We start from the raw sequence: 18,685 nt of genomic DNA, 5'->3' as shown, positions 1-18,685 counted from the left end.
GAGAGGCGCAGGATGAGAAGGCCCACGATGATAAGACGCACCCGCAGGCCCGGATCACGCGCGCTGGGCGTGCTCGCGGCCGCCGTGCTGCTCGGTACCGGTCTCGCGGCGCCAGCGGCGCAGGCCGCGAAACCACACGAGCGCCTGACCGATCTGGTCAACCCGTTCATCGGCACCGAGAACGAGGGGAACACCTATCCCGGCGCCGCCGTGCCCTTCGGGATGGTGCAGTTCTCGCCCGACACCGGGCACAACACCGGCTACGACCACTCGGACGACCACATCCGAGGGTTCTCCGCCGTCCATCTGTCCGGCGTGGGCTGCGGCTTGGGCGGCGACCTGCCGGTGCTGCCGACCGTGGGCGACATCGGGAGCACGGACTACGCGAAGTACGCGGCCGAGTTCAGCCACGACGACGAGAAGGCGTCGCCGGGCTACTACAAGGTGGGCCTGAAGTCCGGCGTGGACGCCGAGTTGAGCGCCACGAAGCGGACCGGCGTACAGAAGTACACGTTCCCGGCCACCGACAAGGCCAACGTGATGATCAACGCCGGCCAGTCGCTGCACAAGACCGTGCACACCAAGGTCGACATCCTCGACAGCCGGACCGTACGCACCTCCATCACCGGCAGCGGCTTCTGCCAGGACACCAAGCAGTACACGCTCCACACGATCACCAGGTTCGACCGGCCGTTCAAGACGAGCGGCACCTGGAAGGACGACACCGTCACCGAGGGCTCCACGTCCTCGGCCGCGGACGCCGAGCGCAACGGCGCGTATCTCCGCTTCGACACCAGCAAGGACCGCACCGTCGAGGCGACCACCGCGATCTCCTACGTAGACGCGCACGGCGCGGCGCTCAACCTCCGTAAGGAGGGCGGCCGTTCCTTCGACTCCGTGCGCGGCGCGGCACAGTCCGCGTGGGAGGGCCGGCTCGACGACGTCAGGGCACAGGGCGGCAGCGAGACACTGCGCCGTACCTTCTACTCCTCGCTGTACCGCTCGTTCCTCGCGCCGAACATCGGCAGCGACGTCGACGGCCGCTACACCGGCTGGGACCAGAAGATCCACCGTGCCGACGGGTTCACGTACTACCAGAACTGGTCGCTCTGGGACACGTACCGCACCCAGGCGCAGCTGCTGTCGCTGCTCGCCCCGCGCGAGTCGCGAGACATGGCGCTGTCGGTGATCCGTATCGACAAGGACAGTGGCTGGCTGCCCAAGTGGGGCTACGGCACGGTCGAGACGAACATCATGACCGGTGACCCGGTCACCCCGTTCCTCACCAACGCCTACCAGCAGGGCCTGCTCAAGGGGCACGAGGAGGACGCCTACCGGGCGCTGAAGAAGAACGCCGACGGCGTGCCGCCGGCCGACTCCGCCCCCGTGGGCCGCGAGGCCAACAAGGAGTACCTGGCCGACGGGTTCGCGCCGTACATCAAGGACCGCGAGCACGTGAAGCCCGGCGACTCCGATTACGACCACGGGGCATCGGCCACCCTGGAGTACGCCCTGTCCGACGCCATGCTCGGCCAGATGGCGAAGGAGCTGGGGCACGACGAGGACGCCGCCCGCTATGCCGAGCGCGCGCAGAACTACCGGAAGATCTTCGACGGTTCGACCGGATTCTTCCGCGCGCGCGACGCGTCCGGCGCCTTCACTGGCCCGGCCGATCCGGCCAAGAGCGAGGGCTTCCACGAGGGCACGTCCTGGCAGTACCAGTGGCTCGTGCCGCAGGACCTGCCGGGCATGGTCGACCTGATCGGCGGAAAGGAAGCCGCGAACAAGCGGCTCGACTCGTTCTTCGCCTACGAGCAGTTGGTGAAGGACCCGGCGAAGACGGCGCGCGAGGTGTGGGTCAACGGCCCGTACGACTACTACAACGCCGACAAGTACAACCCGCAGAACGAGCCCGACCTGATCGCGCCGTACACGTATCTCTCCACCGGCCAGCCGTGGAAGACCACCGATGTGGTGCACGCCGCGCTGACCCTGTTCACCGACACCCCGACCGGCATGACCGGCAACGACGACCTGGGCACGATGTCCGCCTGGAACGTCCTGTCGTCGATCGGGATCTTCCCGGTGCAGCCCGGAACGGACACGTGGAGCCTGTCGACGCCCGTCTTCGAGCGGGTCGACGTCACGCTCGACCGGCGCTACTACCCGAAGGGCGGGCTGACCGTCCGGGCGCCCGGCACCTCGGACGACAACCGGTACATCCAGTCGGCGCGGACGGACGGCGCCGCGTACGACAAGACGTATCTGACCACGAAGGATCTGCGGGGCCTGCGGAACCTGTCCTTCACCGTCGGCGGCGAGCCGTCGGCGTGGGGGACCGGTCCCGACGCGGCGCCGCCGGCCCTCAAGTGACGTAACCGACAGGCCACTTGAGTCGCCTTCTGTGTCACATGAGACCCGCCTCTCCCAGAGGGGCGGGTCTTCATCAGTTGTTAACGCAGAGTGTCATGATCGTACTTGACCGTAATCGACTGCTGGCGATTGACTGCGCTCTCACCGTCGTCGACGCGAGAGCCCTCCATGACCTCTCTGAGTTCGGACTTGCTCGCTCCACTCGACCTGACCTTCTGGAACATCGAGACCGCCGAACACCCCATGCACCTGGGGGCGTTGGGCGTCTTCGAGGCCGACGACCCCGGCGCCGCCCGGCACGCCTTCGAGCTGCTCGCCACCCGCGCCGCGGGCGTGCCGGGCCTGCGGATGCGGATCGCCGGCGTGCTCGTGCCGGTCGGCGGCGCGGCCCGCGTGCCCGCGGCCGACTTCGACCCGCTCGACCACGTGTGGATGGCCGGGGCCGTCGACGACTTCCACGCCGCCGCGGGCGCGCTCATGGAACGCCCGCTGGACCGCGGCCGCCCGCCGTGGGAGGCGCACGTGCTGTCGGCCGCCGACGGCGCGTCGTTCGCCGTCCTCTTCAAGTTCCACCACGCTCTCGCGGACGGGCTGCGCGCCCTGACCCTCGCCGCAGGCGTCATGGACCCCATCGACCTGCCCGCCCGGCGCACCCCGAAGGAAGCGCCCGCCGCACGCCGCGGCCTGCGCCTGCCGGTCCCCGGCCTGCGCGAGATCACGCTCGGCGACCTCGACCCGCGCCGCTACCCCGACCATGTGCGCACGCTGGTGGGCAGCGCCACGCAGGCTGCGTCCATCGGCGCCTCCGTCGCCCGCGCCACCTGGGGCGTACGCACGTCACCCGCGCTCACCTCGAAGGCCAGCGGCACCCGGCGCACCGCCGGTGTCGTGCTCGACCTCGACGATGTGCACCGCATCCGCAAGACGGTCGGCGGCACGGTCAACGACGTGCTGATCGCCGTGGTCGCCGGAGCCGTGCGGCGCTGGCTCGACGAGCGCGGCGACGGCAGCGACGGCGTCGAGCCCCGCGCCCTCGTCCCGGTCTCCCGGCGCAGGCCCCGCACGGCCCACCCGCAGGGCAACCGGCTGTCCGGCTACCTGGTCCGGCTGCCCGTCTCCGAGCCGGACCCCGTGGAACGGCTGCGCTCCGTGCGTGGCTCCATGGACCGCCACAAGGATGCGGGGCCCTCGCGCGGCGCCGGTGCGGTGGCCCTCCTCGCCGACCACGTGCCGCCGCTCGGCCTCCGGCTCGGCGGTGGGCTGGTCGGCCAGAACGCCCGCCTCCTCTTCGACCTGCTGGTCACGAGCGTCCCGCTGCCCAGCCTCGGCCTGAAACTCGGCGGCTGCCCGCTCACCGAGGTCTTCCCGCTGGCGCCCCTGGCCCAGGGCCAGTCCCTCGCGGTCGCCGTGTCGACGTACCGCGGGCGGGTCCACTACGGCCTCGTCGCGGACGCGGCGGCCGTGCCGGATCTGGATGTGTTGGCTCGGGCGGTGCGGGACGAGGTGGCCCAGCTCGCCGCGGTCTGCGAGGCGGGTGTCTGAGACGCCTGTCTGAGACACGTGTATGAGACCCATGACCAGGGCGCAGTGACGCCCGTCATTTGGTCGACCCCGATCCCGCCAGTATCCTCCGGATCTGGCGGGATCAACCGAGTGACCTGTAAGGTGCCGCCTTTTGGCAGCCGCGCGGCACTCAAGGATTCCTCGCGGCACGAGCGACGCGAGGAACAGCAGCGGCGATGACCGTGACAGAGGACAACCAGGCCGCCGAGCCCGCCGAGGCCACGGCGTCCGCCGAGAGCGGCGACGTCGTCGCGTACGGCCCCGGCATCGACCCCGAGCGGCTCGCCGTCTGCCTCAGCGTGCTGAAGGAGCTCGACGAGATCGACGTCGACCACCCCGACGCGATCACCGTCCGCCGCGCCACCGCCGGCATCTACCGGACCGTGAAGCAGCGCCGCCGCCAGGACCGCCGCGCCGCCAAGACCGCCCACGACAAGGCGGTCACCGAGGCTACGGCGACCGGCTCGGCGCAGCGGATCGACGACGAGACCGAGGGCATCCTGCCGTCCTCGCAGACCGAGGAGGGCAGGGTCGCGGGGATACTCCAGCGCCCCCGCTCCTGCTACACCTGCAAGACCCGGTACGTGGAAGTCGACTACTTCTACCACCAGCTCTGTCCGGACTGCGCCCGCCTGAACCGGACCAAGCGCGACGCCCGCGCCGACCTCAGCGGCAAGCGCGTCCTGCTCACCGGTGGCCGCGCCAAGATCGGCATGTACATCGCGCTGCGGCTGCTGCGCGACGGCGCGCACACCACGATCACCACCAGGTTCCCCAAGGACGCCATCCGCCGCTTCAAGGCGATGGAGGACTCGGCGGACTGGATCCACCGCCTGGAGGTCGTCGGCCTCGACCTGCGCGACCCGGGCCAGGCCGTCGCCCTGGCCGAGCAGGTCGCCGCCGCGGGCCCGCTCGACATCCTCATCAACAACGCGACGCAGACGGTGCGCCGCCTGCCCTCCGCCTACGCCGCCCTCGTCGACGGCGAGGGCGCGCCGCTGCCCGCGGGCGAGCTGCCGCCGCACCACGTCATCGGCGCCTTCAACTCGGGATCAGTCGACGGCATCGCCGCGCTGCCCATCGGCACCAGCGGCATCGACGCCCAGAAGGTCGCCGACCTCGCGCTCGTCGCGGGCAACGCGAGCGTCGCACGGCACCTCGACGGCTCCGCGATCGACGCGGGCGGCCTCGTCCCCGACGTCGTCGAGTCCAACACGTGGGTGCAGACCATCGACCAGATCTCGCCGGTCGAGCTGCTCGAGACCCAGCTGTGCAACTACACGTCGCCGTTCATCCTGATCAGCGCGCTGCGCCCGGCCATGTCCGACGCCGCGAAGAAGGCGGAGAGCGGCCGCGCCTACGTCGTGAACGTCTCGGCGATGGAGGGCGTCTTCGGCCGCGGCTACAAGGGCGCGGGCCACCCGAACACCAACGCCGCCAAGGCGGCCATGAACATGGTGACGCGCACCAGCGCCCACGAGATGTTCCAGGCAGACGGCATCCTCATGACCTCCGTCGACACCGGCTGGATCACCGACGAGCGCCCGCACTACGACAAGCTGCGCCTCGCCGAGGAGGGCTTCCACGCCCCCCTCGACCTGGTCGACGGCGCGGCCCGCGTCTACGACCCCGTCGTGCGCGGCGAGGCGGGCGACGACGTGTACGGCGTCTTCCTCAAGGACTACGAGCCCGGCAAGTGGTGACGCAGCTGCTGGTGGACGGCGTCGTTCGACGCGCCGCCCGCTGAGGCGGCGCGCACCCGCGTACCGCCGTCCACGAGCAGCTCCGCGCCGGTGATCCAGGACGCCTCGTCCGACACCAGCCAGCGCACCGCGCGCGCCACGTCCTCCGGCTCCCCGATCCGCCCGGCCGGGAGCCCCGCCGCCACCGACTCCTCGGCCCGCTCCCACACGAAGCGGGCCATCTCGGTGCGGACGAGGCCGGGGGAGACGGAGTTGACGCGCACCAACGGGCCCATCTCGCCCGCCAGTTGAGCGGTCAGGTGCAGCAGCGCCGCCTTGCTCGTGCCGTACGCGCCGACGTTCGGGCCGACATGGCCCGCGCCCTCCGTGCACACATTCACGACGGCGCCGCCGTGCTCGCTCATCCACGCCCGCCACGCGCACTGCACCAGACGCAGCGGCGCCTCCACGTTCATCGTGAAGGCCGCGCGCCAGATCTCCGGGTCGGCGTCCATGAGCGGGCCGTACGGCTGGTTGGTCGCGGCATTGTTCACGACGATGTCGACCCGGCCGAACTCAGCCATCGCCCGCTCCGTCACCTCCCACAGATGCGCCGGATCGGCCACGGACCCGGGCACACCCACCGCTCGCGCGCCGCGCGCCCGCAGCGCCGCGACCACCTCCCGCACCCCGTGCGGATCCCGGGCCGTCACGCACAACAGGGCCCCGCAGTCGGCGAGTTCCTCCGCGATCGCGCGACCGATGCCTCGCGAGGCGCCAGTCACGACGGCCGCCCTGCCGTCGAGCACACGCGGTTGATCCGTGGAGGTCATCGAGGACGCTGCCATGGGCGTACGGTCTCATGAGCGACCAGTGTGTGACGATGCGTCAGCAGTGCATGATTCGTGGGTCGTTTGTGGAGGTGGGGCTAGCGCACGTACGAGGCGTGGGTGGCCGCCACGAGTTCGAGCACCGGGCGCCAGTCCTCCAGGTCCCCGGCGTCCAGGCCCACCACCTTGCCCGCGTCGTCCGCATGCCGCACCGTCACCGCGTCCTCCGCGTGCGGGTCCGCCTCGAACGCCGCGACCTCCCGAGGTGTCATCGGGCCACCCTGAACGCCCAGCGTCAGCGCGCTCTGCGCGGACAGGCCGCGTCCCGGCTCGGTCGTCGCCAGATACCGCTTCGCCGGCACATGCAGCCGTACGAGCCGCGCCACCCGCTCGCCGAGCAGCCCGCGCACCGCGTCCGCCGCCCGGTCCGCGTGCCCCGCGTCGTCCCCTGGGCACAGCAGATGCCCGATGTCGTGGACGAGCCCCGCGACCTGCAACTCCTTGTCGCTGGGCCGGGAGCGGCGCAGCAGCGCCGCCGTCTGCAGTGCGTGATCGTGCAGATCGACGGGGTCGCCGCTGCGGTCCGGGGTGTCCCAGGCGCCCCGGCAGGCGTTCAACGAGGCCATCAACTCCTCGACGGTGCGCAGTTCGACGTGTTCCATGGACGACTCCTCCCGAAGCTCTTCCGCAGCCTGCCCGGAAGCAGACCATGGTGAACCGAGGCCGAGTCGACCCACCGGTCAACAGGACGTGAACGCTGTCCCCTTTCTCCCATGGTGCAGAATTGCCGCATGCGCCGCCTCACCGTTCCCGCTCTCCTGGTGACCCTCCTGGTCACCGTGGTGGGCGCGGCATGGGGCAGCGACTTCCGCGGCGCGCCCGTCGAGCCGGCCCCGGCCCTCGCATCCGTGCACCACCTGTCGTCGCCCGGCACCCCCGACTGCGACCCGCAGGGACAGCACGCCCCCGACAGCCGCCAGGGCGTGCCCACGCGCGGCGCGAGCGCCCACGAACTCCTCGCCCCGCTCGCGTACGCACACGGGCACGGCGCCACCGCGCCGCTCACCGGCATCGTGCCGCCGCCCCCGGTGGGCCGTGGCCCGCCGCCGCCCAACGATCCGCCCTCACCGGTCGAACTGTCCGTCCTGCGCGTGTAGATGACGCCCAGCCCCACCCGTCATCACGCACTCCTCACGCACGCAAGGACGACTTCGTCATGCCCAAGAACACCTCCACCCGCACCAAGCAGCGCCGCGCCGCCGCGATCGCCGCGGCCGTCGCCGTGGCCGCGATCCTCCTCGGCACCGTCTCGTACACCGCGACCAGGCCCGAGGCCCGTACGGACGCGGCCGATGCGTCCGATCAGCAGGCGGACACCACCGAGGCCAACGGCGAGCTCACCGACAAACTGGCGAAGCTCGCACGGCGCGACGCCAAGGACCCCCTCGCACAGGGCCGCGCCGACGCGCCCGTGGTCCTCATCGAGTACGCCGACTTCAAGTGCGGCTACTGCGGGAAGTTCGCCCGCGACACCGAACCCGACCTGGTGAAGAAGTACGTCGACGACGGCACGCTGCGCATCGAGTGGCGCAACTTCCCCATCTTCGGCGCCGACTCGCAGTCCGCCGCGCGCGCCGCGTGGGCGGCCGGACAGCAGGGCCGCTTCTGGCAGTTCCACAAGGCGGCCTACGCCGACGGCGCCAAGGACAAGGGCTTCGGCGCGGACCGCCTCGACGCGCTCGCCCGCGAGGCCGGGGTAAAGGACCTCGACCGGTTCCGCACCGACCACGCCGGCAAGGCGGCGGAGGCAGCGGTGAAGCAGGACAGTGACGAGGCCTATGCACTCGGTGCCACCTCCACGCCGTCCTTCCTCATCAACGGGCAGCCCCTCGCGGGCGCGCAGCCCGAGGCCGCGTTCGAGCAGGTCATCGACGCGGCGAAGGCGCAGTCCGCGAAGTCCGGCGGCGGCAAGTGATCGACATCGGCTACTTCGCGGCGTTCCTCGGCGGCCTGCTGGCTCTGCTCAGCCCGTGCAGCGCCCTGTTGCTGCCGGCTTTCTTCGCGTACTCCATCGACAGCCCGACCCGGCTCGTCGCCCGCACCGGCGTCTTCTACCTGGGGCTCGCCACCACACTCGTCCCGCTCGGCGCCGCCGGCTCGTACGCGGGCCGCTTCTTCTACGGCAACCGTGACCTGCTCGTCTCCGTCGGCGGCTGGCTGATCATCGCGCTCGGGGTGCTCCAGATCGCGGGCCGCGGCTTCGCCTCCCGCCGCATGTCGGAACTCTCCGGCCGCATCCGCCCCACCAAGGCCGTGTCCGTGTACGCGCTCGGCGCGGTCTACGGCCTCGCCGGTTTCTGCGCGGGACCGATCCTCGGCAGCGTCCTCACGGTCGCCGCGCTCGGCGGGCACCCGGTGTACGGCGGGGCGCTGCTCGCGGTGTACGCCCTGGGCATGGCCGTGCCGCTGTTCCTGCTTGCCCTGTTGTGGGACCGGTTCGAACTGGGCGGGAAGCGGTGGCTGCGCGGGCGCCCGGTCCGTATCGGCCGTTTCGAGACGCACTCGACGTCGCTGGCCTCCGGCCTGTTCTTCCTGGCGCTCGGAACGCTGTTCCTCGTCTTCGACGGGACGACGGCGCTGCCCGGACTCCTCGACGTCGACAACTCGTTCGCCGCCGAGCAGTGGGCGCGCGGCATCGGCGACCGGGTCCCGGACCTGCTCGTGCTCGTCGCGGTCGTCGTGCTGGTCGGCGCGTTCTTCCTCGTACGGGCCCTGCGCGGGCGAGCGGAGAACGTACCCGTCGAGAGCGAATAGCGCCCGGTGGCAGTGGGCGAGTTGACGCCAATCTCCGGCGGCGACCGCCCCGCCCCACGCGCCCCGCAGGCCCCGGGCGACGCCCGGGGCCGCGTCAACACCGCACGGTGACACGCCGTGTTGTCCTGAAGTGCCCCCGTACGAGCGAAAACCTGTCGCGCGGGGCCGACCACCCGTGGCTGAATGAACGCCGGGCGACCTCCGAAAGACGCAGCGATTCCAGCCCCAGTGAGCGGGCTCCCGCTCATATGGTTAGGCTGTAGCCGCACGGTTACCGCAAGTGGGTCCGACACCTTGACCCATGGTGGCCGTACAGGGAGAGACCGAGAACCACGGCCGACCCCACCAGCGACAACCGGCGCCACCGCGCCCGAACTGGCCTTCTACACAAGCCCGATCGGGCGCCGGACCCCGCGCGACGCTGGGCCGGACTGCCGAAGCGGGTTACCCGACACACAAGGAGTGCGCGGTGACACCAGAGAAGACGAATCGCGAACAGAGCCCGAAGGACCGAACCGAGCGGGCCGGCCGTCGTAGGCCGGAGAAGCTCGGAAGTCTCGACGTGTGGGCGAGGTCGGCGCCGATTCGCCTCGCGGGGTACGAGGACGATTTGGCGGAGCCGCACATTCTGCCGAGCGTGGATTAGTTTCGCTGGGCCGGGGCTGGGGCCGCGGGGCTCTGCCCGGGCCCCACGCCTCAATCGCCGGCGGGGCTTGATTGTGGAGACTCAGCCTGCGAACACCCGTTGGCCACCCACATAAGTCTGCTCGACTCGAGTCGCGGCGATTTCCTCGACCGGCCCTGCGAACGGGTCCCGGTCCAGGATTGCGAGGTCCGCGAGGTGGCCCGCCGTGACGACCCCCGTCTCCGCGTCCAGATGGTTCACATACGCGCTACCGGAGGTATACGCCGCGAGCGCGTCGCCCAGACCGATGCGCTGCTCCGGCAGGAACACCGGCGTGCCCGCGGGCGCGTCGGCCAGTACCCGGTTCACCGCCACATGGATCCCCTGAAGCGGATCCGGGCTGCTCACCGGCCAGTCGCTGCCCGCCGCAAGCGTCGCCCCGGCCCGCAGCAGCGCCGCGAACGGGTACTGCCGGGCCGAGCGCTCCGCCCCGAGGAACGGGATCGTCAGGTCGTCCATCTGCGGCTCGTGCGCGGCCCACAGCGCCTGCATGTTCGCCGTCGCGCCCAGCTCCCGGAACCGGCCGATGTCATCGGGGTGCACCACCTGAAGATGCGCGAGGTGTGGACGCGTATCCGTCCAACCATTGGCCCCCCGTGCCGCTTCCACGGCATCGAGTGCCTCGCGGACGGCCCGGTCGCCGAGCGCGTGGAAGTGCACCTGGAAACCGTGGGCGTCCAGTTCGGTCACGTACTTCTTCAGCGCCTCGGGCGGTACGAAGCTGATGCCGCTGTTGTCCGAGCGGCAGCCGCAGCCGTCGAGATACGGGCCGAGCAGCGCCGCCGTGCCGTTCTCCGCGACCCCGTCCTGCATGATCTTCACGGTCGTCGAGCGGAGCCGGCCACGGGTGCCGGCCTCGCGCCGGGCGAGCAGTTCCGGGATCTGCTCGGTGCCGCGCGCCCGGTCCCACCACAGCGCGCCCACGACACGTGCGGTGAGCCGCCCGTCGTCGGCGCACGCGAGATACGCCTCCGTGGGGTCGGTGAGGTTGGCGTGGTCGCCGAGGATGGCGTCCTGCCAGGCCGTGACGCCGAGGGAGTGCAGGTGTTCCTGGGCGCGGAGCAGCCCCGCGATCTTCTCCTCGCGGGTGACCGTGGGGAGCAGCCGTCCGACGAGGTTCGCGGCGCCCTCCTGGAGCATGCCCGTCGGCGCGCCGTCCCTGTCGCGTTCGATGCGGCCGTCCGAAGGGTCCGGGGTGCGGGCGTCGAGCCCGGCGGCCCGCAGGGCGCGGGAGTTGACCCAGGCGCCGTGGTGGTCGCGGTTGACCAGGTACACCGGCCGGTCCGACACCAGGGCGTCCAGCTCGGCCGCCGTCGGCAGACCACCCGGGAACGCCTCCATCGCCCAGCCGCCCCCGGTGATCCACTCGACGTCCGGATGCGCGCTCGCGTACGCGGCGATCCGCTCCCGGTACTCGGCCAGCGTCGTCGAACCGCTCAGGTCGCACTGCCCCATCTCCATGCCCGCCCCGACGGGGTGCGCGTGCGCGTCCTGGAAGCCGGGGATCAGCAACTTCCCGGCCAGGTCGACCACTTCGGTACGCGGGCCGATCAGTTCACGCACCTCGTCGTGGCCGACGGCGACGATCCGCTCGCCCCGCACCGCGACCGTGGTGGCGCGCGAGCGGGCGGGGGAGCCGGTGTGGACGGGGCCGCCGGTGAAGACGAGGTCGGCGGGTGCGGGCATGGTCTCAACTCCTAGTGCATGTGCGGGTGTTACGAGGCGGGGTGTCGGTCAATTGGCCGTCGGCGGCCCGGCAAGTTCGACGGCGGCGGCGTTCGTGCCGCGCCCGGTTGTGAAGTAGGGGGAGCGGCGCCCGTACTTGGCGACAGCGGCCATCACCAGGCCGGACACGACGATCGCCCCGGGCACCGCAAGCATGAACCACCCATTGTCCGGCGACAGTTGGAAGTGGTCGCTCATCGTGGCGTACGAGTAGGCCAGATACGCCCCGATGCCGAGCAGCGCGAGGGCGCTGACCCCCGGCACGAGGACCGCGCGCACCGCCTCCCGGGGTGCGGTGCGCAGCAGTGAGCGGAAGCGGACCGAGCAGGCGAGGGCCGTGAGGCCGTAGTAGAGGGCGACGGTGAGCCCGATGGAGTTCACGGCGGCGAGGATCATCTCGTTCAACTTCGGTATCGCCAGGGCCAGTAGGGCCATCACCGCCGCGATCGACATCACGACGACGGTACCTGCCGCCGGCGAACCGTAGCGGGGGCTCACCCGCGTCCACACCTGCCCCATCGTCCTGTCCCGGCCCATCGCGAGCAGTCCGCGCGCCGTCGGGATCACGCTGGCCTGCAGGGATGCCACCGCCGAGAACAGCAGCGCGAGGAGCGGCAGGCTGGCCACCGGCTCGTCGGCGAGCTTCGCACCGAGGTAGGTGAGGGCCTGTGGGCCCTGCTCGACCAGCTCGTGCAGCGACATCTCGCGCTGGAAGGCGACGGAACCGTAGAGGAACAGCGCGAGCATCGCGAAGAGGGCGATCAGGCCGCCGCGCCCCGCGTCCCGCACGTCCTTCGTCTCCTCGGTCACCGTGAACGCCGCGTCCCAGCCCCAGAAGAAGAACACGGCGAGGACCAGGCCCTGAGCGAAGGCCGTGCCGCCGTGGATGTCGAACGGGTTGAACCACGACCACTGGAAGGCGTGCGCGCCGGTGACCAGCGACCAGCCGCAGAACCCGAGCAGCACCACGTACTCGAAGACGAGCAGCCAGGCCTGGAGGCGGGTCGCCTTGCGGACGCCGGTGACCGCGGTGACGGTGACGGCGGTGAGCACGAGCAGGCCGACGACCGTCGACAGCGCCGTCGAATTCGGATCGAGGTCCAGCCCCAACACTGTATGCAGGTGGGCCTTGTTGGCGAACTGCAAGAAGACCGAGCCCGTCACCGCGCTCGTGTACGCCATGAAGATCAGCGTGCCGACGAGCGTGACCCAGCCCGTGAGAAAGCCGAGCCACGGGCCGAGTGAACGGCCCACCCAGACGTAGCCGCTGCCCATGTTCGGCTCCTGGCGGTTGAGGCGCGCGTAGGCCACCGCGATCCCCAGGATCGGCAGGAACGCCACGAGCAGGACGGCCGGTGCGTGCAGCCCGACCGTGGCGGCGAGGGAACCCATCCCGATGCCGATGCTCGTGGTCGCGGCGGTGCTCGACGCGGCGATGGCGATGCCGTCGACGATGCCGAGGGAGCGGCGCAGGCCTGGTGGTTCGCTACTCATGATGGATCTCCTGGCGGCAGGGGAGGCGGGGGAGAGAGGGGTGCGCGAGGGGCGGTGACCGCGATCAAATCGGCCTTGCCTGCTTGCGTCAATGGTGTTGTCATAAGGAGGAAGTGTTGGACGAGGAGGAGGTGACGGTCATGTCGGAAGGGCGGATCCCGGTGGAGCGGCGGCGCCGCAAGCCGACGAAGTCGGGGGTGCTGCTGTCCGAAGACGTGATCGTCGACTGCGCGCTGCGCCTGGTCGGGCAGCACGGCGGCGACGCGCTGAGCGTGCGCAGGCTCGGCGCGGCCCTGGGCTGCGACCCGAGCGCCTTGTACCGCTATTTCCACAGCACGGACGACCTGCTGCTCGCCGTCTCCGACCGGATCATCGGCGAGGCGATGGACGGCTTCCACCCCGAGCGGACGGCTTGGCGCGACGGGCTCCGCGAGTTCGGCCTCCGCATCCACCGCGGGTACCGCGCGCACCCGCGGGTGGCGGCGCTCGCGGCGTACCGGGTGACGCGGCGGGCGCACGAGTTCCGGGCGGTCGACGCGGGGATCGGCCTGCTCAGGCGGGCCGGCTTCGGCGACGAGGACGCGGTGCGGCACTACTCCGCCTTCGTCGACACCGTCCTCGGCCACGCGGCCCTCGACGCGGCATACCTGGCACTCCCCGCGGAGCGCCGGGAGGCGGACGACAGGTCATGGACGGGCGAGTACGCGACCCTGTCGGCGGACACGCATCCCCAACTCGCTTCAGTGCGCCATCACTTGCCGCTGATGACGGGAAGCTCATTCGAGGTGGCGCTGGAACTGCTGCTGACAGCCTTGGAGGCCGCGGCCACTTCAAGCCCCGCCGGCGATTGAGTACGCCTATCAAGCCTCGCCGGCGATTGAGGCGCGGGGTCCGGGGCGGAGCCCCGCGACGTCAACCCCGGCCGACCGGACCGCTCACCCCAACTGCCCCCGCAACCACTCCTCCACCTCACCCACATGCGCCGCCGCCGCGGCTCTCGCCGCCTCCGGGTCATGCGCGGCGAGGGCCCGCAGGATGCGGGCGTGTTCTCGGCGGGTGCGTTCGAAGGCCCCCTCCTGCTCGTAGCCGCGCCACACCCGCGCCCGGAAGGTCCGGGAGGACAGCCCCTCCAGGATCGCCGCCATCGTGTCGTTGCCGGCTGCCGCGGCGATCGTTCGGTGGAACGCCAGGTCGTGGGAGAGGATCTCGTCCGGGTCGTCCGTCGCCTCCATCGCCGCCAAGTGGTCTTCCACCTCAGCGAGTTGCGCACGGGTGATGCGCGCCGCGGCGAGCGCCGTGGCCGTCGACTCCAGGATGCGGCGCACCTCCAGGAGCTCCACCAGTTGGGGCCCGCGCGACAGGTCGGCGACCACCCCGAACGTCTCCAGGAGGTCGCCCGCCTCCAACTGCGTGACGTAGATACCGGATCCGTGCCGCGCCTCCAGGGCGCCGAGCACGGTGAGCGCGCGGATCGCCTCCCGCATGGAGCTGCGCGAGATGCCGAGCTGCACCGCCAGGTCTCGCTCGGTGGGCAGCCGTTGGCCCGGCTGGAGCTCGCCGCTGCCGATCATCGCTTTGAGCTGGTCGATGGCCCGCTGGGTGACCGTGGCCTTCTGCATGCCGCGCAGTGTAACCAGCCAGGTGGTCCGACCACTACCAGGGAAGTCGGACCTCTTCGCGACACCAGAGGGCGTAAATACCGGGAAAACTTGCCTACGAAGGGTGTTGGCGCACCGAAGTGGTCTGATAAATATCTCGGCGCGGGCCGGAACCGGAGGGGCGGGGACCGGCCGTGCCCATGACTTCAGGAGCCGAGGAGCAGTCCGATGACTGGCACGACTGGCACCACGATGGACCCGAAGGGAACGACCGGGAGGAACAGGGCGGCACGCGCCCGCGGTTCCGGAAGGCGGGGGTTGGCCGCTGTGGCCCTGCTCGGCTGCGCGGCTCTCACCCTCGCCGCCTGCGGCAGCACCAAGGACACCGCGGCCGGTGCGGGCGGTGGCGGCGCGGGTGGCGATGGCAAGGGCAAGGTGGGTGTCATCCTGCCGCTGCTGACCTCGCCGTTCTGGCAGTCGTACAACGACTACGTGCCGAAGATGGCGAAGTCCGAGGGCGTGGACGCGCTGAAGACCGTCAACTCCAACAGTGACCCCTCGCAGCAGATCACGGACATCAACAACCAGCTCAACCAGGGCGTGAAGGGCCTCGTCGTCGCGCCGCTCGACAGCGCCGCCATCGGCGCCGGGCTCGACCAGGCCGAGCGCAAGGGCGTGCCGGTCGTCGCCGTGGACGTCGCGCCCGACAAGGGCAAGGTCGCCATGGTCGTACGGGCCAACAACGTCGCGTACGGCAAGAAGGCCTGTACGTACCTCGGCGACCACGTGAAGTCCGGCAAGGTCGTCCAGATCATGGGCGACCTCGCGTCGGTGAACGGGCGTGAGCGGTCCAAGGCGTTCCGGGACTGCGTGAAGGAGAAGTATCCGAAGCTCAAGGTCCTGGAGATTCCGGCGAAGTGGGAGTCGGACACGGCCGCCTCCAAGCTCGACACCCTCCTCAACGCCAACCCCGACATCAAGGGGATCTACATGCAGGCGGGCGGCGTCTATCTCGCGCCGACCCTGCAGACCCTCAAGTCCAAGGGGATGCTGGAGAAGGCGGGGTCCGCCAAGCACATCACGATCGTGTCGAACGACGGCATCCCGCAGGAGTTCGCCGCCATCCGCAAGGGCCAGATCGACGCGACGGTCTCGCAGCCCGCCGACACGTACGCCAAGTACGGCATGTACTACGTCAAGGCGGCCATGCAGGGGAAGAAGTTCAAGCCCGGTCCCACCGACCACGGCTCGAAGATCGTGAAGCTGCCCAGCGGCACCCTTGAGGACCAGCTGCCCGCCCCGCTGGTCACCAAGAAGAACGTCGACGACCCCGAGCTGTGGGGAAACACCGCCAAATGACCGCAGCCACACCGCCTTTGGTCGAGGCCCGCGGCATCGTCAAACGCTACGGACCCACGGTCGCCCTCGCCGACGGCCGGCTCACCGTGCACGCGGGCGAGTCCCACGCGCTCGTCGGGCGCAACGGCGCGGGCAAGTCCACGCTCGTCCAGGTCCTCACCGGGCTGCAGGGCGCCGACGCGGGCACGCTCACCTTCGACGGGGAGCCCGCGCCGCCGCTCGGCGACCGGGAGGCGTGGCGCGCAAAAGTCGTCTGCGTGTACCAAAAGCCCACTGTCATCCCAGAGTTGAGCGTCGCGGAGAACCTGTTCCTGAACCGGCAGCCGGGCGCCCGGCGCGGCTTCTTCAGCTGGAGGAAACTCGACGCCGAGGCCCGGGAGCTGCTCGATACGTGGGACGTGCGTGTCGACCCCGGCGCGCGCACCGCCGAGCTCAAGGTCGAGGACCGGCAAATGGTCGAGATCGCACGGGCGTTGAGCGGCGGAGCCCGGTTCATCGTGCTCGACGAGCCGACCGCACAGCTCGACAGCCGCGAGATCGACCGCCTCTTCGCCCGCATGCGCGCCCTCCAGGACTCGGGCGTGACCTTCCTGTTCATCTCGCACCACCTCCAAGAGGTCTACGAGGTGTGCCAGACGGTCACCGTCCTGCGTGACGCTCGCTGGATCACCACCGCCCCGGTCGCCGAACTGCCGCGGCCCGCCCTCGTCGAGGCGATGGCGGGGGAGGCCGTCGCGGAACAGGCGGCGGCCGCGGCGGAGGCGGTCGTCGAGCAGGCGGCCGACGACGCGGCCGCGCCCGTCGTACTCGAAGTGGCGGGGCTGACCTCCGACACGTACGAGGACGTGGACCTGACCGTGCGACGCGGTGAGGTCGTCGGGCTCGCGGGCTCCAGCGGCAGCGGAAAGATCACGCTCGCGGAGTCCCTCGCCGGACTGCACACACCCACCTCCGGCACGGCCCGGCTCGACGGGCGTCCGCTGCCCTTCGGTGATGTGTCCGCCGCGCTCGCCGCGGGTGTGGGGTGTGTGCCGCGTGATCGGCACGACCAGGGCCTCGTCACCGGGATGTCCATCGGTGACAACTCCACGCTGTCGGTGCTCGGGCGGCTCGGCAGGCGCGGGTTCATCGGCACGGAGAGCCGCCGGCGGTTCGCCCGCGAGCTGATCGAGCGGCTCGACATCCATGCGGAGGGGCCCGACCAGCCCGTGTCCGATCTTTCCGGTGGCAATGCGCAGAAGGTGGTGATGGCCCGTGCGCTCGCCTCTGACCCGCGGCTGCTCGTGCTGATCAATCCGACGGCCGGGGTCGATGTGAAGTCCAAGGAATCGCTGCTGCGGAGGGTCGACAGTGCGCGGGACGACGGGACGGCGGTCCTCGTCGTGTCCGACGAGCTCGACGATCTGCGGCGCTGCGACCGGGTCCTTGTGCTGTTCCACGGTCGCGTCACCGCGGAGCACCCGGCCGGGTGGGCGGACCATGCGTTGATCGCGTCTATCGAGGGGGTTTCCAGTGACGTCCAGTAATCAAGCCCGCCTTTTGGACGAGAGGCCGCGGGGCGGGCAGAGCCCCGCGACGTCAACCACGGCTCCCGCCAAAAACGTCCTCCTCCGCCGCGCACGCGAACTCGCCCTCGTACCCGCCCTGTTGCTGCTCCTCGTCCTCGGCGCCGTCCTCAACGACTCGTTCCTGACCGAGCAGAACATCATCTCCATCCTCGGCTCCTCCGCCGCCCTCGCCATGGTGGTGCTCGCCGAGTCCCTCGTGCTGATCAGCGGCAAGTTCGACCTGTCACTGGAATCGGTCGTCGGCATCGCGCCCGCCTTCGGTGCCCTGCTCGTCCTGCCCGTCGCGCAGTCCGGGTTCGGCACCGAATTCCCAGTCGCCGTATCGCTGTTGGCGGTGCTCGTGGCCGGGGCCTGCATCGGCGCCTTCAACGGTGTGCTCGTCGTCAAGCTGAAGCTCAACGCGTTCATCGTGACGCTCGCGATGCTGATCGTGCTGCGCGGACTGCTCGTCGGGGCGACCAAGGGCAAGACGCTGTTCGGGATGCCCGACGCGTTCTTCGCGCTCGCCACCTCCACGTTCCTGCGGGTCCCGATGTCGGTGTGGCTGGCCGCGATCGCGTTCGGGGTCGCGGGGCTCGTCCTCAAGTACCACCGCGTGGGCCGCGCCCTGTACGCGATCGGCGGCAACGCCGAGGCCGCCCGCGCCGCCGGCATCCGCGTCGAGCGCGTCATGCTCGGTGTCTTCGTGGTCGCGGGCGTCCTCGCCTCCGTCGGCGGCATCATGCAGACCGGATACGTGGGTGCCATCAGCGCTAACCAGGGCAACAACATGATCTTCACGGTGTTCGCCGCCGCGGTCATCGGAGGCATCAGCCTCGACGGCGGCAAGGGCACCATGTTCGGCGCCCTGACCGGCGTACTGCTGCTCGGTGTCGTACAGAACATGCTGACCCTCGCCCAGGTGCCGTCCTTCTGGATCCAGGCCATCTACGGCGGAATCATCCTGCTCGCCCTCATGGTCGCCCGCGTCACCACCGGCCGCGCCCAGGACTGA

16 protein-coding genes are annotated in these 18,685 nt (G+C 70.7%); 11 read left to right on the top strand and 5 right to left on the bottom strand.

Annotated elements, in window-relative coordinates; genetic code table 11:
• Positions 1 to 27: 27 nt before the first annotated feature.
• The 3 genes from ABT004_RS02325 to ABT004_RS02315 all read left to right on the top strand — a co-directional run bounded on the left by ABT004_RS02325 (position 28) and on the right by ABT004_RS02315 (position 5,639).
• The gene (locus ABT004_RS02325; RefSeq protein ID WP_351330917.1) at positions 28 to 2,373 is read left to right on the top strand and encodes a GH92 family glycosyl hydrolase; all 2,346 of its coding nucleotides are present in this window, start codon (positions 28 to 30) and stop codon (positions 2,371 to 2,373) included.
• Between the two features lie 177 nt (positions 2,374 to 2,550).
• Positions 2,551 to 3,915 carry a wax ester/triacylglycerol synthase family O-acyltransferase gene (locus tag ABT004_RS02320; protein WP_351330969.1) on the top strand — a complete coding sequence of 455 codons (1,365 nt, stop codon included), beginning with the start codon at positions 2,551 to 2,553 and terminating at the stop codon, positions 3,913 to 3,915.
• 197 nt (positions 3,916 to 4,112) lie between these two features.
• The gene (locus tag ABT004_RS02315; protein ID WP_351330916.1) at positions 4,113 to 5,639 is read left to right on the top strand and encodes an SDR family NAD(P)-dependent oxidoreductase; all 1,527 of its coding nucleotides are present in this window, start codon (positions 4,113 to 4,115) and stop codon (positions 5,637 to 5,639) included.
• Here ABT004_RS02315 and ABT004_RS02310 read toward each other — a convergent pair.
• Positions 5,618 to 6,466 carry an SDR family oxidoreductase gene (locus tag ABT004_RS02310; RefSeq protein ID WP_451187152.1) on the bottom strand — a complete coding sequence of 283 codons (849 nt, stop codon included), beginning with the start codon at positions 6,464 to 6,466 and terminating at the stop codon, positions 5,618 to 5,620. The two genes, ABT004_RS02315 and ABT004_RS02310, sit on opposite strands and share 22 nt — an antisense overlap.
• Positions 6,467 to 6,546: 80 nt before the next feature.
• Entirely contained in the window at positions 6,547 to 7,110 is a 564-nt protein-coding gene (locus ABT004_RS02305) for an HD domain-containing protein (RefSeq protein WP_351330915.1), read from the bottom strand.
• Between the two features lie 129 nt (positions 7,111 to 7,239).
• Here ABT004_RS02305 and ABT004_RS02300 point away from each other — a divergent pair, with 129 nt between their 5' ends.
• From ABT004_RS02300 to ABT004_RS02285, 4 genes are all read left to right on the top strand, one after another.
• Entirely contained in the window at positions 7,240 to 7,605 is a 366-nt protein-coding gene (locus ABT004_RS02300) for a hypothetical protein (protein ID WP_351330914.1), read from the top strand.
• Between the two features lie 59 nt (positions 7,606 to 7,664).
• On the top strand, positions 7,665 to 8,423 hold the full coding sequence (locus tag ABT004_RS02295) for a DsbA family protein (protein WP_351330913.1): 759 nt from the start codon (positions 7,665 to 7,667) through the stop codon (positions 8,421 to 8,423).
• Entirely contained in the window at positions 8,420 to 9,262 is an 843-nt protein-coding gene (locus ABT004_RS02290; protein WP_351330912.1) for a cytochrome c biogenesis CcdA family protein, read from the top strand. Before ABT004_RS02295 ends, ABT004_RS02290 begins: the two co-directional genes overlap by 4 nt.
• A 469-nt stretch (positions 9,263 to 9,731) precedes the next feature.
• The gene (locus ABT004_RS02285; protein WP_326014670.1) at positions 9,732 to 9,908 is read left to right on the top strand and encodes a hypothetical protein; all 177 of its coding nucleotides are present in this window, start codon (positions 9,732 to 9,734) and stop codon (positions 9,906 to 9,908) included.
• Positions 9,909 to 9,989: 81 nt separating this feature from the next.
• On the opposite strand, the gene ABT004_RS02280 is transcribed toward ABT004_RS02285, so the two are convergent.
• Positions 9,990 to 11,633 (bottom strand): amidohydrolase, encoded by a 1,644-nt coding sequence (locus ABT004_RS02280; protein ID WP_351330911.1) that lies wholly within the window; start codon positions 11,631 to 11,633, stop codon positions 9,990 to 9,992.
• A 48-nt stretch (positions 11,634 to 11,681) separates the two neighbouring features.
• A complete protein-coding gene (locus tag ABT004_RS02275; protein WP_351330910.1) occupies positions 11,682 to 13,166 on the bottom strand; it encodes an APC family permease in 1,485 nt (494 codons plus the stop codon).
• A gap of 140 nt (positions 13,167 to 13,306) precedes the next feature.
• On the opposite strand from ABT004_RS02275, the gene ABT004_RS02270 reads away from it, so the two are divergent.
• Complete coding sequence (locus tag ABT004_RS02270) at positions 13,307 to 14,017, top strand: TetR/AcrR family transcriptional regulator (protein WP_351330967.1); 711 nt, start codon at positions 13,307 to 13,309, stop codon at positions 14,015 to 14,017.
• Between the two features lie 84 nt (positions 14,018 to 14,101).
• Here the strand turns inward: ABT004_RS02270 and ABT004_RS02265 are convergent, their stop codons facing one another.
• Complete coding sequence (locus ABT004_RS02265; protein ID WP_351330909.1) at positions 14,102 to 14,785, bottom strand: FadR/GntR family transcriptional regulator; 684 nt, start codon at positions 14,783 to 14,785, stop codon at positions 14,102 to 14,104.
• Between the two features lie 207 nt (positions 14,786 to 14,992).
• Here ABT004_RS02265 and ABT004_RS02260 point away from each other — a divergent pair, with 207 nt between their 5' ends.
• From ABT004_RS02260 to ABT004_RS02250, 3 genes are read left to right on the top strand one after another with little or no spacing between them, the layout of a single operon-like run.
• Entirely contained in the window at positions 14,993 to 16,123 is a 1,131-nt protein-coding gene (locus ABT004_RS02260; protein WP_351330908.1) for a sugar ABC transporter substrate-binding protein, read from the top strand.
• Complete coding sequence (locus tag ABT004_RS02255; RefSeq protein ID WP_351330907.1) at positions 16,120 to 17,649, top strand: sugar ABC transporter ATP-binding protein; 1,530 nt, start codon at positions 16,120 to 16,122, stop codon at positions 17,647 to 17,649. The genes ABT004_RS02260 and ABT004_RS02255 overlap by 4 nt, the downstream gene beginning before the upstream one ends.
• 13 nt (positions 17,650 to 17,662) lie before the next feature.
• Positions 17,663 to 18,685 carry an ABC transporter permease gene (locus tag ABT004_RS02250; RefSeq protein WP_351330966.1) on the top strand — a complete coding sequence of 341 codons (1,023 nt, stop codon included), beginning with the start codon at positions 17,663 to 17,665 and terminating at the stop codon, positions 18,683 to 18,685.

The organism is Streptomyces sp. NPDC002790, assembly GCF_040295505.1.
In the GTDB taxonomy this organism is placed as follows: domain Bacteria; phylum Actinomycetota; class Actinomycetes; order Streptomycetales; family Streptomycetaceae; genus Streptomyces.
Note: the sequence above shows the minus strand (reverse complement) of the source record. Positions and strands in the feature narration are given on the sequence as shown.

Bases quoted from the DNA above. Each gene is read 5' to 3' on its own strand.
- ABT004_RS02275 (WP_351330910.1), bottom strand. From the start codon at position 13,166: ATGAGTAGCGAACCACCAGGCCTGCGCCGCTCCCTCGGCATCGTCGAC.
- ABT004_RS02325 (WP_351330917.1), top strand. From the start codon at position 28: ATGATAAGACGCACCCGCAGGCCCGGATCACGCGCGCTGGGCGTGCTC.
- ABT004_RS02300 (WP_351330914.1), top strand. From the start codon at position 7,240: ATGCGCCGCCTCACCGTTCCCGCTCTCCTGGTGACCCTCCTGGTCACC.
- ABT004_RS02260 (WP_351330908.1), top strand. From the start codon at position 14,993: ATGACTGGCACGACTGGCACCACGATGGACCCGAAGGGAACGACCGGG.
- ABT004_RS02255 (WP_351330907.1), top strand. From the start codon at position 16,120: ATGACCGCAGCCACACCGCCTTTGGTCGAGGCCCGCGGCATCGTCAAA.
- ABT004_RS02305 (WP_351330915.1), bottom strand. From the start codon at position 7,110: ATGGAACACGTCGAACTGCGCACCGTCGAGGAGTTGATGGCCTCGTTG.
- ABT004_RS02265 (WP_351330909.1), bottom strand. From the start codon at position 14,785: ATGCAGAAGGCCACGGTCACCCAGCGGGCCATCGACCAGCTCAAAGCG.
- ABT004_RS02310 (WP_451187152.1), bottom strand. From the start codon at position 6,466: ATGGCAGCGTCCTCGATGACCTCCACGGATCAACCGCGTGTGCTCGAC.
- ABT004_RS02270 (WP_351330967.1), top strand. From the start codon at position 13,307: ATGTCGGAAGGGCGGATCCCGGTGGAGCGGCGGCGCCGCAAGCCGACG.
- ABT004_RS02295 (WP_351330913.1), top strand. From the start codon at position 7,665: ATGCCCAAGAACACCTCCACCCGCACCAAGCAGCGCCGCGCCGCCGCG.
- ABT004_RS02315 (WP_351330916.1), top strand. From the start codon at position 4,113: ATGACCGTGACAGAGGACAACCAGGCCGCCGAGCCCGCCGAGGCCACG.
- ABT004_RS02280 (WP_351330911.1), bottom strand. From the start codon at position 11,633: ATGCCCGCACCCGCCGACCTCGTCTTCACCGGCGGCCCCGTCCACACC.